Origin of the sequence: Mycobacterium florentinum (genome assembly GCF_010730355.1) — a bacterium.
Taxonomy (GTDB): Bacteria; Actinomycetota; Actinomycetes; order Mycobacteriales; family Mycobacteriaceae; genus Mycobacterium; species Mycobacterium florentinum.
On sequence record NZ_AP022576.1, the window covers coordinates 2,342,252 to 2,357,144 of the forward strand.

A 14,893-nucleotide genomic window follows, 5' to 3' on the forward strand; every position below is an offset into this window, starting at 1 on the left:
ATGATTGACACACGACGTTCTACCGGTCATAAAGAGTCGTCAGCCCGCGGTAGCGGACCGCCGCTTGCCGACTTCCTGACCGTTGGAGGAGTCGACTTATGAATGCGCCTGTAGGCAAACCCGTGGAAGCGACCGAATCAGGGTCGCTTCTGAAGAATCTGCGCCACGACGTTCCCGCATCGCTTGTCGTCTTCCTTGTGGCCCTACCGCTTTCGCTGGGCATCGCGATCGCCTCCGGTGCGCCACTGGCCGCCGGTCTGATCGCCGCGGTAGTGGGCGGCATCGTCGCCGGCGCCTTCGGCGGGTCGTCGGTCCAGGTCAGTGGGCCGGCCGCGGGCCTCACCGTCGTGGTCGCCGGACTGATCGATGAACTGGGCTTTCCGATGTTGTGCCTGATGACGGTCGGTGCGGGCGCGCTTCAGATCGCGTTCGGCCTGAGCCGGCTGGCACGCGCCGCGCTGGCAATCGCACCGGTGGTGGTGCACGCGATGCTGGCCGGCATCGGTATCACGATCATTTTGCAACAGATCCACGTACTGATGGGCGGATCGTCACACAGTTCTGCTTGGCAGAATCTGGTGGCGTTACCCAACGGGATCCTGCATCACGAACTGCATGAAGTGATCACCGGTGGAACAGTCATCGCGATCCTGCTGGTGTGGTCAAGGCTGCCCGCCAAGATACGGATGATTCCGGCCCCGCTGGTGGCGATCGTCGCCGCGACCGCGCTGGCGATCGCGGCGGGACTGGATACCGATCGAATCTCATTGTCGGGCAACTTCTTCGATGCCCTTAACCTGCCCCATATCTCGGGAGCGTCACCGAAGGGCAAGCCGTGGATCGAAGAGGCCAGTGACATCATCGTCGGCGTCCTCACCATCGCCCTGATCGCCAGCGTCGAATCGCTGCTGTGCGCGGTCGGTGCCGACAAACTGCACACCGGCCCGCGAACGAACTTCGACAGGGAAATCATCGGGCAGGGCACCGCGAACGTGGTGTCCGGATTGGTGGGCGGCCTGCCGATCACCGGTGTCATCGTGCGCAGCTCGGCCAACGTGGCCGCCGGCGCGCGCACCCGGATGTCGGCGGTGCTGCACGGAGTGTGGATCCTGCTGTTCGCCTCGTTGTTCACCGACCTGGTGGAGCTCATCCCCAAGGCGGCGCTGGCCGGACTGCTGATCGTGGTCGGCGCCCAGCTGATCAAGCTGGCTCACATCAAACTGGCTTGGCGTACCGGCAATTTCGCGGTGTACGCGGTCACCATTGTGTCAGTGGTGTTCCTCAACCTGCTGGAAGGCGTGATCATCGGGCTCGCCGTCGCGATCGGCTTGCTCCTGGTCAGGGTGACCCGCGCACCTGTGGCGGTGCGGCCGATCGGCGGCGAGCTGTCCAAACAGTGGCGGATCGACATCGACGGCACGCTGAGCTTCTTGCTACTGCCGCGCCTGACCAAAGCGCTCGCGTCGGTGCCGCAGGGGTCCGAGGTGACACTGAACCTGAACGCGGACTACATCGATGACTCCGTATCCGAGACGATCGGAGATTGGCAACGCACTCACGAAGCACGGGGTGGAGTGGTGGTCATCGTCGAGACGACGGGCGCGAAGCTGCAGCACGCACACGCGAGGCCACCGAAGCGTCACTTCGCGTCCAATCCGATCGGACTGGTGCCGTGGCGGTCGCAGCGCGCCAATCACGGAAACAATGGTGACGCTACGATTCTCGACCGCGTCGATGAGTATCACCGCAACGGCTCGGCCGTCTTGCACCAGCACATCGCCGGGCTCGGCGGTACGCACGACCCCTATGCGCTATTCCTTACCTGCGCGGATTCCCGGATCCTGCCCAACGTCATCACCGCCAGCGGCCCCGGCGACTTGTACACCGTCCGCAACTTCGGAAACCTGGTGCCGACCGACGGGGATGACCGATCCGTCGACGCCGCACTCGAATTCGCGGCCAGGCAGCTCGGCGTGCGTTCGGTCGTCATCTGCGGGCATTCGTCGTGCGCCGCGATGAAGGTGCTGCTCGAGGACAGCGATCACCCCGCGACCTCGATGGGCCAGTGGCTGGAGTATGCCGGCGAGAGTCTGGATGCTTACCGGGATCACCATCCGGCACGCGCGAGCGCCGAATCCGTCGGCTACTCCGAGATCGACCAGCTGAGCATCGTCAACGTCGCCATTCAGCTGGAAAGGCTGATCCGCCACCCGATCCTGGCGCCCGCCGTCGCGTCCGGCGATATACACGTAGTCGGCATCTTCTTCGACATCGCGAGCACCCGGGTGTACGAGGTGACGCCGCGCGGCATCGTGTGCCCCGAGGAACCGGTGCGGCCGCCCGCCTGACGATCGGCGCTACACGCCCGGAAGGCGTACGACCTGAAGAAAGAATTCGTCGATCTGCCTTACCGCATTGATGAATTGGTCGAGGTCGACCGGCTTGGCGACGTAGGCGTTGGCGTGCAGCTTGTAGCTGCGCACGATGTCCTCCTCCGCCGACGACGTGGTGAGCACGACGACCGGGATGCGCGCGAGATCGGCGTCGGACTTCACCTTTTCCAGCAGCTGACAACCGTCGCACTTCGGCAGGTTCAGGTCAAGCAGGATGAGATCCGGCAGCGGCGCGCCCTCGAACCGGCCGCGCCTGTACAGGAAGTCGAGCCCTTCTTCGCCGTCGTGGGCTACATGTAGCCGATTCTGGAACTTATTGTGCTCCAAAGCCTCTCGCGTGATGAGTTCATCTCCCGGGTCGTCCTCGACGAGCAGGATCTCGATTGCTCTGCCGGCAGGTGTCATTGGCGCGCTCCTTCCAGGGCGGCTGGGTGTCTTACGTTCGCTGCAACGGGCAGGGTGAACTCGAATCTCGTTCCGTCGGTATACGACGTGTCGATCCGGACCGCGCCGTCGTGGTATTCGATGATCTTTTTCACCAGCGCCAGACCGACGCCGGTTCCGGGGTATACGCCGCGGCCGTGCAGCCGCTGGAAGATCACGAATACCTTTTCGGTGAACTCCTCGGCGATGCCAATGCCGTTGTCCGACACGGTCAGCAGCCATTCGTGAGTATCGGGTCGCAATTCGCAGTCGATTACGATCCGGGGCGAGCGATCGACGTGCCGGAACTTGATCGCGTTGCCAATCAGGTTCTGCCACAACATCGTCAACAGTGTCGGGTCGCCGACAATCCGTGGCAACGGCCGGCCCGGGCGCACGATCTCGGTGTTTGATTCCTCGATGGCGACGGCGAGGTTGGCCACGGCCGCATCCAGTGTCGAGTCCAGGTCGAGCTCGGTTTGCTTGCTGCCCACCCGGCCGACTCGCGAGAACGTGAGCAGGTCATTGATCAGCACCTGCATGCGCTTGGCGCCGTCGACCGCGTAACCGATGTATTCGATCCCCCGCTCGTCGAGCTGGTCGCCGTAACGTTTTTCGAGCAGTTGGCAGAACGAAGCGACCTTGCGCAGCGGCTCCTGCAGGTCGTGTGAAGCGACGTAGGCGAACTGCTCGAGCTCGGCGTTGGAACGCTTCAATTCGATTGCCTGCTCGTCTAATCGCGCCCCGGCCGCCCGGGAGACATCGAGCGCCGAAACGATCCGCTGCCGCATGTTCTCGACGTCGATCGCCATGTCGTGGATGTCCTTGGGCCGCCGGGGGGGCGTGATGGTTTCGGTGAAGTTGCCCTCGGTGATCCGCCGGCATGACGCGGCCAGCGATGCGAGCGGAAGGGTGATGGCCCTCCGGGTCAGCAGCCCCAGCGCGATGGCGAGACCGAAGAACACCAGTACCACCGCGCCCAGCACGCGATCGCGCCAGGCCGTGATGTCTTTCAGCTCGTCGTTGGCCTGTGCGGACACCGCGGCGAAATCCGTGTTCTGCGTATCGAAAAGCTCACGCAAATGGTCGAATTCGGCCTTGCCGCGATCCGCGACCCTGCTGTTCACCAGGTTGGGGGCGTTCGGCGTCACGCTCGCGATCAGCGGCTCGGCCGAGCTGGCCCGCCAGTTGGCGGCGGCCCTCTCGATCGCGTCCAGGTCGTTGATCAGGTCCACGCGCCCACCGAGCAACCGCCGCATCTCCTCGGCCGCTGCGTGTTCGGCGTGCTGCCCGTCGTAATACGGTGTGAGGAACTGACGATCCGCGGCGATCGCATAGCCGCGCACTCCGGTTTCCTGGTCGCGCAATGCCGCCTGCAGCTGGATGGCGGAGCGGCGCGCCGGCTCAACCTGTTCGCTCAGACCGCGCGCCACGGTGTCGGTGCGATTGAGCAACACCGCGCCCACCACCGCGCCGGCGAGCACCAGTACACCCATGCTGAACAACACCACAAAGAGCCATCCCCGGACGGTGAGCTGGGCCCGCGGGTGCGTGTCGCTGATCATTTCGCCGTCCGCTCGACGCGCACGACGGCGATGTCATCGGTAAGGCCGCCGCGTGGCTCGGCGAGTTCTCCGGCACCGTCGATGAGCGCGTCGACGAATGCCGCACCGGGCAGGCCGTTGTGAGTACGCGCCAGTGCGAGCAAGCCATCCTCCCCAAGTCGCTCGTTGCCGGTCCCCGAATACCCCTCGAAGAGGCCGTCGGTGAGCAGCAGCAGCCCCTGCCCCACCGGCAAGTCCAACTCGGACTGCGGCCAGTCGTCGGCGCGCAATCCCAGCGCCGGCCCGCCCGGCGGTTCGATCCATTCCACCGTTGTGGCGCTTTGGCGCAACATACCCGGATGACCGGCCCGAATCGCCGTGACCCGCGGAGTGTCGGGCGCAATCTCGAGCGATAGGACCGTCGCGAAGATCCCGCTGCCCGTGCGTTCGGCCTGCAGCACCCGCTCGAGCTGATGCATCAGTTCGGCGGCGCGCACGCCGGCGAATGTGAGTGCGCGCCAGGCGATCCGCAACGCGGCGCCCAGCGCCGCCTCGTGTGGCCCGTGCCCGGCGACATCGCCGATCAGAACGTGCACGACCCGGTCCGGCGTCTGCACGACGTCGTAGAAGTCACCGCACAGCAGCGCGTCCACGCGACTCGGCCGGTACCGGGCGACGATCTCGACACCCGGATTGCCCAACAGCAACGGCGACGGCAGCAGGCCGCGTTCCAGCAGGGCGTTCTCGCGGGCGCGAAGTTGACTGGCGTTAAGATCCGCGGCGATGATCTCGACCCGCTTGCGCTCGATCGCATAGAGCAGCGCCCGGCGCAGCATGTCGGGTTCGACCCGGCCCTTGACCAGATAGTCCTGCGCACCGGCCGCAACCGCCGACGCGCCGAAGAATTCGTCGTTCAAACCGGTCAGCACCACGATCGGCACCGTCGCGTCACGTTTGGCGATGCGGTCCAGGGCCTCGATGCCGCTGGCGTCGGGCAGGTGCAGATCCAGCAGCACGCAGTCGGGCCGCGCGGTTGCCAGCTCGCGCTCGGCGTGGGCTATCGACTGTGCCCACGTCACGCGAATGTGGTCGACCGCGCTGGAGATCAGGTCTTCGACCACTATCGCGTCGGCGCGGTCGTCTTCGACCAGGAGCAACGACAACGTCTGCCAGTTCGCGGCCGGGGTGACTGGGCTAAGCATCTCGCACCCCTGCCACAGTCGTACCGTTGCTCAGTTGGCGCTGCGCGTTTCCGCTACCCTCCGAACGGCCGCGCCGAGCTTGGTTGTAGCGCACGATCCTATTAGGCGACGTGCGTTTACAGCCATTGGGTCCCGGAAAAGGGTCAGCGCAGCAGCGCCCGCGACATCACCACGCGCTGGATTTGATTGGTGCCCTCGTAGATCTGGGTGATCTTGGCGTCGCGCATCATCCGCTCGACGGGGAAGTCGATGGTGTAGCCGGCGCCGCCGAACAGCTGCACGGCGTCGGTGGTGACGTCCATCGCTACATCGGAGGCAAAGCATTTCGAGGCCGCAGAGATGAAACCCAGATTCGATTCGCCACGTTCGGCTCGCGCGGCGGCGCTGTAGACCATCAGCCGCGCCGCCTCCACCTTCATCGCCATGTCGGCCAACATGAACTGCACGGCCTGGAAGCTGCTGATCGACTCGCCGAACTGCTTGCGGTCCTTCGTGTACGCGATGGCAGCGTCCACCGCGCCCTGCGCGATGCCGACGGCCTGGGCGCCGATGGTCGGACGGGTGTGGTCCAGGGTGGCCAGCGCCGTCTTGAAGCCGGTACCGGGCTCGCCGATGATCCGGTCGCCCGGGATGCGGCAGTTCTCGAAGTAGAGCTCGGTGGTCGGCGAGCCCTTGATGCCGAGCTTGCGCTCCTTGGGCCCGACGGTGAATCCCTCGTCGTCCTTATGCACGATGAACGACGAGATGCCGTTGGCGCCCTTGTCGGGATCGGTCACCGCCATCACGGTGTACCAGGTTGACTTGCCGCCGTTGGTAATCCAGCACTTGGCGCCGTTGAGAATCCAGTCGTCCCCGTCGGCCTTGGCGCGGGTGCGCATCGCGGCCGCGTCACTGCCGGCCTCGCGCTCGCTCAGGGCGTAGGACGCCATCGCGCTGCCATCGGCAATCGACGGCAGCACCTGCTTCTTCAGTTCGTCGGAGCCGCGCAGGATCAGGCCCATGGTGCCGAGCTTGTTCACCGCGGGGATCAGCGAGGCCGAGGTGTCGACGCGGGCGACCTCTTCGATGACGATGCAGGCCGCGACGGAGTCCGCGCCCTGGCCGCCGAACTCCTCGGGCACGTGCACGGCGTTGAAGCCCGACGCGTTCAGCGCGTCCAGCGCCTCCTGCGGGAAGCGCGCGTTCTCGTCCACATCGGCGGCGTGCGGGGCGATTTCCTTCTCCGCCAGCGCCCGAATCGCGGCGCGCAACTCCTGGTGTTCCTCGGGCAATTGGAACAGATCGAAATCGGGGTGCCCGGCCCATCCAGCCATCTTGAGATCTCCTAGCCCTCTTGCTACTCGCCGGTAACTTTACCCTGAAGCCCCTGTAGGGCCTCATCCTTGGCCCGCACACTCTCGGCCAACTGATCTTGGAATGCGACGATGCGGGCCCGCAGGGCGGGGTCGGAAGCGCCGAGAATCCGCACCGCCAGCAGGCCGGCGTTGCGTGCCCCGCCGATCGAGACCGTCGCCACCGGCACGCCGGCGGGCATCTGCACGATCGACAGCAGCGAATCGATGCCGTCCAGGCGCGCCAGCGGCACCGGCACCCCGATCACCGGCAGCGGCGTCGCGGACGCGACCATGCCGGGCAGGTGAGCCGCACCCCCGGCGCCCGCGATGATCACCTCAATGCCGCGGTCGGCCGCGCCGCGGGCGTAGTCGAACATCACGCCCGGGGTGCGATGCGCCGAGACCACCCGGACCTCCGCCGGGATATCGAACTCGGCCAGCGCCGTGGCGGCATCCGCCATCACCGACCAGTCGCTGTCGCTGCCCATGATCACGCCGACGCGGGGCTGTTCAGCCATGTGGATCCCATCCGTCCGCCCACTGCCCGTATGACAACCAGTGTGCCGCCAGCTCGGCGCGTTCACGCAGCTTCGGCAAGTCCGCGGCGTCGTCGCCCACGAAATTGATATGCCCGACCTTGCGGCCCGGCCGCTCGGTCTTGCCGTAGAGGTGCACCCGGGCGTCGGGCATCCGCGCATACAGGTGGTGCAGCCGTTCGTCGACGGCCATCTCCGGCGGCTGCGCGGCGCCCAGCACGTTGGCCATCACGGTCACCGGCGCGATGGCATCGGTGTCGCCGAGCGGGTAGTCGAGCACCGCCCGCAGATGCTGTTCAAACTGGCTGGTGCGCGACCCGTCCATCGTCCAGTGCCCGGAATTATGCGGCCGCATCGCGAGCTCGTTGACCAGCAGTGCGCCGTCGGTGGTCTCGAACAGCTCGACGGCAAGCACGCCGACGACCCCCAGCTCGGCGGCCAGGCGCAGCGCCAGGCCCTGCGCCGCGGCGGCCTTGGCCTCGGACAGCTCCGGCGCGGGCGCGATCACCTGCACGCAGATCCCGTCGGCCTGCACCGTTTCCACCACCGGCCACGCCGCGCCCTGACCGAACGGCGAGCGGGCCACCAGCGCGGCTAATTCGCGGCGCAGTTCCACCTTTTCTTCCAGCACCACCGGCACGCCGTCGGCCAGATAGGCGCGGGTGATCTCGCGGGCATCCGCCAGGTCGCGCGCGAGCTGCACGCCCCGGCCGTCGTACCCGCCGCGGGCCGCCTTGACCACCAGCGGAGCATCGACGCGGCCGGCGAAGGCATCCACCGCATCGAGGCGGTCGAGCGAATCCAGGCCGAGATAACGCGGCACCGCGGCGCCGAGCGACTCCAGCCGGTGGCGCATCACGAGCTTGTCCTGGGCGTACACCAGGGCCTGCGGCGGCGGCGCCACGTTGACACCCTCGGCGACGAGCTTGTCCAGCAGCTCCGTCGGCACGTGCTCGTGATCGAAAGTCAGCACGTCGGCACCGGCGGCGACCCGGCGCAGATCTTCCAGATCGGTATGCGAGCCGATCACCACATCGGGTGTGACCTGGGCGGCGGGTTCGTCGGCAGACGTGGCCAGCACCCGCAAACTCTGCCCCAGCGCGATCGCGGCCTGGTGCGTCATTCGGGCTAGCTGACCACCGCCGACCATGGCGACCTGCGGAGTGCGTGTACTCGGCACGGCCATCATGGTGTCACGGCACCCAGCGGTGTGTTGACCGGCCGTGACGCAAAATCGTTATGTACCATTTTGCGCCGTTTTCGAGTCCGTCCGTACACTCACCTGTTGTGTCCTTCGCCGATGCCACAATCGCGCGCTTGCCTGCGGCCTTTCAGCCCTATGCGCAGCGCCATCATGAATTCATCAAATTTGCCATCGTCGGGGGCACCACCTTCATCATCGACTCGGCAATTTTCTACACCCTCAAGCTGACGATTCTGGACACCAAGCCGGTGACGGCCAAGGTGATCGCGGGCATCGTCGCGGTCATCGCGTCCTACGTGCTGAACCGGGAGTGGAGCTTCCGGGACCGCGGCGGCCGCGAGCGCCACCACGAGGCGCTGCTGTTCTTCGCATTCAGCGGTGTGGGCGTGCTGCTGAGCATGGCGCCGCTGTGGATTTCCAGCTACGTGCTGCAGCTGCGCGAGCCGACGGTGTCGCTGACCGTGGAGAACATCGCCGACTTCATCTCCGCCTACATCATCGGCAATCTGCTGCAGATGGCGTTTCGGTTCTGGGCGTTTCGGCGCTGGGTGTTCCCCGACCAATTCGCCCGCAATCCCGACAAGGCACTGGAATCCGCGCTCACCGCGGGCGGGATCGCCGAGGTATTCGAGGACGAAGTCGAGTCCGGCAACGTCACCCTGCTGCGCGCCTGGCGCAACCGGGCGAGCCGCAACACTCAGCTCGGTGACTCCTCGGAACCCAGGGTGTCGAAAACTTCGTGATACAGCAGCGCGTGTACCTCGCGCAGCCGCGGAATGTTGTAGAACTCCAACGGATCTTGTGACGCCGACTCGATAATCAGTGTCCCGGTGCGAAACGGACGCTCCCAAATCTTGTCCCGGAATTCCACGCTGTTGATCCGTGCCAACGGGATATCGATGCCGCTGCGGGTCAGCAATCCGTGCCGATACATCACGCGGCGGTTGGTGACGACGAAATGTGTGGTGAGCCAAGTCAAGAACGGCCACAGCGTCAGCCAGCCGACGATCACCAGCCAGATCCCCCAGATCACGCCGTGGACGATGTTCTTGGCCATCTGCTCCCAGTGCGTGGAGTTGACGTAGCCGGACCCGAAGGCAGCCAGTCCGGTCACCAGAATGAAAATCACGACCGGCCAGATCAATCGCTTCCAGTGCGGATGACGATGGATGACGACCTGTTCGCCGGCGGCCAGGGCGTTATCGGGATAGCTCATGTGGTGACATTAGCCCCGCAAATGTACGACGTCACCGGCAGAAACGACGACGGTCTCGTTACCGGCCTCCAGACACAGCCGGCCGTGATCGTCGATACCGCTGGCAGTGCCGACGATTTCCTTGCCGCCGGGCAGCTGCGCGCGCACCCGGGTGCCGATGGTCAGGCTGCGCGCCCGGTAGTCGGCCGCTAACTGCCAATCGGCCCCGCGAGCGGTCTGCCACCCGACGATCCGGCCCCCGAGTGATCGCAACACCGAGCGAACCAGCTGATCGCGGTCGGGGGCGGCCACACCCAGGTCGAGCAGTGAGGTCGCCCCCGGCCCGTCGACCTCTTCGGGCGCCTGAGTCACGTTGAGCCCCAAGCCAATTACCACGACCGGGCGTGCGACCTCGGCGAGAATTCCGGCCAGCTTGCCACCACCGGCCAGCACATCGTTGGGCCACTTGAGGCCCAGTTCCACCCCGGCCGGTAGCAGCGGGGCCACCGCGTCGACCACCGCCACACCGGTGGCCAGCGGCAGCCAGCCCCACCCGGTGACCGGGACGTCGACCACGCTCACCGCGACCGACATGGTGATCTGTGCCCGCGGCGACGCCGACCAGCGGCGGCCGTGCCGCCCGCGACCGGCGGTCTGATGTTCGGCGATCAGCACCGCCCCCGCGATGTCGGTGCCGTCGGCCGCGCGGGCCAGCAGATCGGCGTTGGTGGAACCGGTCTGCTCGACGACTTCGAGGCGCCGCCAACCCATTCCGGTTCCGACGAGCTCTTTGCGCAGCGCGGCCGCATCCAGTGGCTGCCTCAGTGAGTCACGATCCATCACCATCCAGCCTAGAGGGCCGGCGCCTAGTGCCGCCGGTCTCGCATGTCGAGCGCGGCCAAGTGGCTGAACAGCATGCTGGTCCCGATCGGGTTGCCCCCGCCGGGATAGGCCAGCCCGCTGGGCGCGGCCATCGTGTTACCGGCCGCGTACAGACCGGGGATGGGGTTGCCGGAGGTGTCGAGCACTCGCGCCGCGGTGTCGGTGCGCAGCCCGCCCTTGGTGCCCAGATCGGAAATGCCGAACGCCGCCGCGTGATACGGCGGCCGATCGATGGGCACCAATGGCGACGCGCCCGCCGAGAACGCGCGATCGAATGCCTCGTCGCCGCGGCCGAAGTCCTCGTCGACACCGGAGGCGGCAAAACCGTTGAACCGGGCCACCGTTGCCACCAGCCGATCGGCCGGCACCCCGATCTTGGCGGCCAGCTCCTCGAGGGTGTCGGCGGTGTGCCACAGCCCGGCGGCGACGTACTTCTCGGTCTCGACGATGGACACGTTGGCGGCCTTGACCGGCGGCACCTCGCCTTCCTTGTCGTCGTAGATCATCCAGTACGGCAACGACATTGAGCCGTCTTGCAGCTGCGCGATGATCTCGCGCCCCGCCCGGTCGTAGGCCCTTGACTCGTTGACGAACCGGTTGCCGTGCTCGTTGACGAAGATGCCGCCGGTGAACCACAGCGCGAATGCCGAGCGACCGTCGGGATGGGTCAGCCCCGGTGACCACCACGCCTGATCCAACAGGTCGGTGTCCGCGCCCGCGGCGATGCCGGCCTGCAGCGCCAGACCGCGACTTCCCGGGCCTCCCATGGTGTCTCGCGCCACGCCCGGCACGCCGTGTTCGCGCCGCAACTCCTCGTTGGCTTCGAAGCCGCCGGCGGCCAGCAGCACGCCCAACCGGGTGCGGATCGCCCGGCGCTGGCCGGCCGTCTCGACGATCGCTCCGGTCACCGAACCGTCGGACACCACCAGCTCGACCAGGGCGGTGTCGCGTCGCAACGAGGCGTTCGGATACTGCTCGATGGCCGTGAGGAATCGCGCGATCAGGGCGCGGCCGCCGAGGTAGTAGTCGGGCGGGGTTTCGGCACCCAGCCGATCGGTGTCCAAAGGTCCGCGGATCGCGTCGCGCAGCCCGGGAGCGGCGGCCACCTTCAACGGCTTGGCGGCGATGTGGCGCTGGCCGTCCAGGCGCGCCTTCGGTGCCTTGCCGTAGTAGTCGGGCCACGGCAACGGCACGAACTTCAGGTTCGGGTCTTGCTCGAGGTACTCGATCAGCGGCGCGCCGCCGCGCACGTACGTCTCTTGCAGCTCGCGCGGGGTGCGGTCGCCGACCACGGCGCGGTAATAGGTGAGCGCGTCCTCGATGGTGTCGTCGTCCATGCCGGCGCGGATGAGCACCGGATTGCACGGAAACCAGACGCCGCCCCCGCCGGAATAGGCCGTCGTGCCACCGAATTTCGACGTCGCCTCGACCAGCAGTACCTCGAGGCCTTCGCGCGCCGCGGTGTAGGCACCGGTGACCCCGCCGCCGCCCGACCCCGCGACCAGCACGTCGTGTTCTTCGGTCCAGTCGACTTCCGGGTCGGCGCCCATCAGCGGAGACTACTGCCAGACTCCTTAAGGACTTGCTAAGGGCCTGCAACGAGTCACGCGGGCCTGCCGATAACATCGACACCCATGACGAGCGTTACCGACCACACTGCGGAACCCGCTGCCGAGCACACCGTCGACATCCACACCACCGCGGGCAAGCTGGCCGAGCTGCACAAGCGCCGCGAAGAGGCGCTGCATCCGGTGGGCGAAGAGGCCGTAGAGAAGGTGCACGCCAAGGGCAAGCTGACCGCCCGCGAGCGCATTCTTGCGCTGTTGGACGAGGACTCGTTCGTCGAGCTCGACGCGCTGGCCAAGCACCGCAGCACCAACTTCGGGCTGGAAAGCAACCGGCCGCTGGGCGACGGCGTGATCACCGGTTACGGGACCATCGAGGGCCGCGACGTGTGCATCTTCAGTCAGGACGCCACCGTGTTCGGCGGCAGCCTCGGCGAGGTGTACGGCGAGAAGATCGTCAAGGTCCAGGAGCTGGCCATCAAAACCGGCCGTCCGCTGATCGGCATCAACGACGGCGCGGGCGCCCGGATCCAGGAAGGCGTCGTCTCGCTGGGCCTGTACAGCCGCATCTTCCGCAACAACATCCTGGCGTCGGGCGTCATCCCGCAGATCTCGCTGATCATGGGCGCCGCGGCCGGTGGCCACGTGTACTCCCCCGCCCTGACCGACTTCGTCGTGATGGTCGACCAGACCAGCCAGATGTTCATCACCGGGCCCGACGTCATCAAGACCGTCACCGGCGAGGACGTCACGATGGAGGAACTCGGCGGCGCCCATACCCACATGGCCAAGTCGGGCACCTTGCACTACGTCGCCTCCGGCGAGCAGGACGCCTTCGACTGGGTCCGCGACCTGCTGGGCTATCTGCCGCCCAACAACTTCACCGACGCTCCCCGCTACGCCGTGCCCGCTGCGCAGGGTGCGATCGAGGACAACCTCACCGACGAGGACCTCGAGCTGGACACGCTGATCCCGGACTCGCCGAACCAGCCGTACGACATGCACGAGGTGATCACCCGCATCCTCGACGACGACGAGTTCCTGGAAGTTCAGGGCGGTTACGCGCAGAACATCGTCGTCGGGTTCGGCCGCGTCGACGGCCGCCCGGTCGGGATCGTGGCCAACCAGCCGACGCAGTTCGCGGGCTGCCTGGACATCAACGCCTCGGAGAAGGCGGCCCGGTTCGTGCGAACCTGCGACTGCTTCAACATCCCGATCATCATGCTGGTCGACGTGCCGGGCTTCCTGCCGGGCACCGGGCAGGAATACAACGGCATCATCCGGCGCGGGGCCAAGCTGCTGTTCGCCTACGGCGAGGCGACCGTCCCCAAGATCACCGTCATCACCCGCAAGGCCTACGGCGGTGCCTACTGCGTGATGGGTTCCAAGGACATGGGTTGCGACGTCAACCTGGCCTGGCCGACCGCGCAGATCGCGGTGATGGGCGCCTCGGGTGCGGTCGGCTTCGTCTACCGCCAGCAGCTCAAAGAGGCCGCCAAGGAAGGCCAGGACGTCGACGAGCTGCGGCTGCAGTTGCAGCAGGAGTACGAGGACACCCTGGTCAACCCGTACGTCGCCGCCGAGCGCGGATACGTCGACTCGGTCATCCCGCCGTCGCACACCCGCGGCTACATCGCCACGTCGCTGCGTCTGCTGGAACGCAAGATCTCCCACCTGCCGCCGAAGAAGCACGGGAACATTCCCCTATGAGCGACATCGACGAGGCGGCCCCGGCCGTCGACACCCCGCAGGTGCCGCACATCAAGATTCTGCGCGGCCGGCCCACCGCCGCCGAGGTGGCCGCGCTGATCGCCGTGCTGGGCAGCGCCGGCGGTGGCGCGCAGCCCGAGCAGCCCGAAAGCACCCGCTGGGGGCTTCCGGTCGACAAGCTGCGCTACGCGATCAGCAACTACCAGCGAGTCACCCTGCAGGAACGCATCCACATGCAGCGATGACCCGGGTTGTGCTCGGGTCGGCCTCTAGTGGCCGCCTCAAGGTGCTGCGCCAGGCCGGTATCGATCCCCTGGTCGTCGTCTCCGGCGTCGACGAGGATCGCCTGATCGCCGAGCTGGGACCGGACGCCTCACCCGCTGAGGTGGTCTGCGCGCTGGCTCAAGCCAAGGCCGAGCAGGTCGCCGGCGAACTGGATCGCACCATCGCGGCGGATTGCGTTGTCATCGGCTGCGATTCGATGCTTTACCTCGACGGCCGGCTGTGCGGCAAACCGGAATCCATTGAAGCCGCACGCCAACTCTGGCAGTCGATGGCCGGGCGATCAGGCCAGCTCTATACCGGACACTGCGTTATCCGCTTGCAGGACAACGACATTGTCCACTGCGAAGCGCAAACATCAATCACCACAGTGCATTTCGGAACACCCGAGCCCGACGACCTGGAGGCTTACCTGGCCGACGGGGAATCGCTGCGGGTCGCCGGCGGGTTCACCCTGGACGGCCTGGGCGGATGGTTCATCGACGGCGTCGACGGCGACCCGTCGGCCGTACTGGGAATCGGACTGCCGCTGACGCGCGCGCTGCTGCGCCGCGCGGGCCTGTCCATCGCCGCACTGTGGGCCCCAACGGCGTGATCCCCAAAAGGCATCGCACACTGAGGCG

General features: G+C 66.7%; 14 protein-coding genes. 5 read left to right on the forward strand and 9 right to left on the reverse strand.

Features of this window, described 5'->3' with window-relative positions:
• Positions 1-98 precede the first annotated feature (98 nt).
• Complete coding sequence (locus G6N55_RS10950; RefSeq protein ID WP_085220007.1) at positions 99-2,348, forward strand: SulP family inorganic anion transporter; 2,250 nt, start codon at positions 99-101, stop codon at positions 2,346-2,348.
• A 9-nt stretch (positions 2,349-2,357) separates the two neighbouring features.
• Here the strand turns inward: G6N55_RS10950 and G6N55_RS10955 are convergent, their stop codons facing one another.
• The 6 genes from G6N55_RS10955 to G6N55_RS10980 form a co-directional block, all read right to left on the reverse strand.
• The gene (locus G6N55_RS10955) at positions 2,358-2,798 is read right to left on the reverse strand and encodes a response regulator (RefSeq protein WP_085220006.1); all 441 of its coding nucleotides are present in this window, start codon (positions 2,796-2,798) and stop codon (positions 2,358-2,360) included.
• Positions 2,795-4,381, reverse strand: a complete 1,587-nt coding sequence (locus G6N55_RS10960; protein ID WP_085220005.1) for a sensor histidine kinase — start codon at positions 4,379-4,381, stop codon at positions 2,795-2,797. Before G6N55_RS10960 ends, G6N55_RS10955 begins: the two co-directional genes overlap by 4 nt.
• On the reverse strand, positions 4,378-5,562 hold the full coding sequence (locus G6N55_RS10965) for a PP2C family protein-serine/threonine phosphatase (RefSeq protein WP_085220004.1): 1,185 nt from the start codon (positions 5,560-5,562) through the stop codon (positions 4,378-4,380). Before G6N55_RS10965 ends, G6N55_RS10960 begins: the two co-directional genes overlap by 4 nt.
• A 143-nt stretch (positions 5,563-5,705) precedes the next feature.
• Positions 5,706-6,875 (reverse strand): acyl-CoA dehydrogenase, encoded by a 1,170-nt coding sequence (locus tag G6N55_RS10970; protein WP_085220003.1) that lies wholly within the window; start codon positions 6,873-6,875, stop codon positions 5,706-5,708.
• Between the two features lie 23 nt (positions 6,876-6,898).
• Positions 6,899-7,414, reverse strand: coding sequence for a 5-(carboxyamino)imidazole ribonucleotide mutase (gene purE / locus G6N55_RS10975; RefSeq protein WP_085220002.1), 516 nt, complete (start codon positions 7,412-7,414; stop codon positions 6,899-6,901).
• A complete protein-coding gene (locus G6N55_RS10980; RefSeq protein ID WP_085220001.1) occupies positions 7,407-8,621 on the reverse strand; it encodes a 5-(carboxyamino)imidazole ribonucleotide synthase in 1,215 nt (404 codons plus the stop codon). The genes purE and G6N55_RS10980 overlap by 8 nt, the downstream gene beginning before the upstream one ends.
• A 98-nt stretch (positions 8,622-8,719) precedes the next feature.
• On the opposite strand from G6N55_RS10980, the gene G6N55_RS10985 reads away from it, so the two are divergent.
• Positions 8,720-9,379 carry a GtrA family protein gene (locus G6N55_RS10985; protein WP_085220000.1) on the forward strand — a complete coding sequence of 220 codons (660 nt, stop codon included), beginning with the start codon at positions 8,720-8,722 and terminating at the stop codon, positions 9,377-9,379.
• On the opposite strand, the gene G6N55_RS10990 is transcribed toward G6N55_RS10985, so the two are convergent.
• From G6N55_RS10990 to G6N55_RS11000, 3 genes are read right to left on the reverse strand one after another with little or no spacing between them, the layout of a single operon-like run.
• Positions 9,334-9,852, reverse strand: coding sequence for a PH domain-containing protein (locus tag G6N55_RS10990; protein ID WP_085219999.1), 519 nt, complete (start codon positions 9,850-9,852; stop codon positions 9,334-9,336). The two genes, G6N55_RS10985 and G6N55_RS10990, sit on opposite strands and share 46 nt — an antisense overlap.
• A gap of 9 nt (positions 9,853-9,861) precedes the next feature.
• Positions 9,862-10,674 carry a biotin--[acetyl-CoA-carboxylase] ligase gene (locus G6N55_RS10995; RefSeq protein WP_085220095.1) on the reverse strand — a complete coding sequence of 271 codons (813 nt, stop codon included), beginning with the start codon at positions 10,672-10,674 and terminating at the stop codon, positions 9,862-9,864.
• A gap of 23 nt (positions 10,675-10,697) precedes the next feature.
• Positions 10,698-12,263, reverse strand: coding sequence for an FAD-binding protein (locus tag G6N55_RS11000; protein WP_085219998.1), 1,566 nt, complete (start codon positions 12,261-12,263; stop codon positions 10,698-10,700).
• An 84-nt stretch (positions 12,264-12,347) separates the two neighbouring features.
• On the opposite strand from G6N55_RS11000, the gene G6N55_RS11005 reads away from it, so the two are divergent.
• From G6N55_RS11005 to G6N55_RS11015, 3 genes are read left to right on the forward strand one after another with little or no spacing between them, the layout of a single operon-like run.
• Positions 12,348-13,988, forward strand: coding sequence for an acyl-CoA carboxylase subunit beta (locus tag G6N55_RS11005; RefSeq protein ID WP_085219997.1), 1,641 nt, complete (start codon positions 12,348-12,350; stop codon positions 13,986-13,988).
• A complete protein-coding gene (locus tag G6N55_RS11010; protein WP_085219996.1) occupies positions 13,985-14,233 on the forward strand; it encodes an acyl-CoA carboxylase subunit epsilon in 249 nt (82 codons plus the stop codon). The genes G6N55_RS11005 and G6N55_RS11010 overlap by 4 nt, the downstream gene beginning before the upstream one ends.
• Positions 14,230-14,865: a Maf family protein gene (locus G6N55_RS11015; RefSeq protein WP_085219995.1), complete on the forward strand. Its 636-nt coding sequence runs from the start codon at positions 14,230-14,232 to the stop codon at positions 14,863-14,865. Before G6N55_RS11010 ends, G6N55_RS11015 begins: the two co-directional genes overlap by 4 nt.
• The last annotated feature ends 28 nt before the right edge of the window (positions 14,866-14,893 follow it).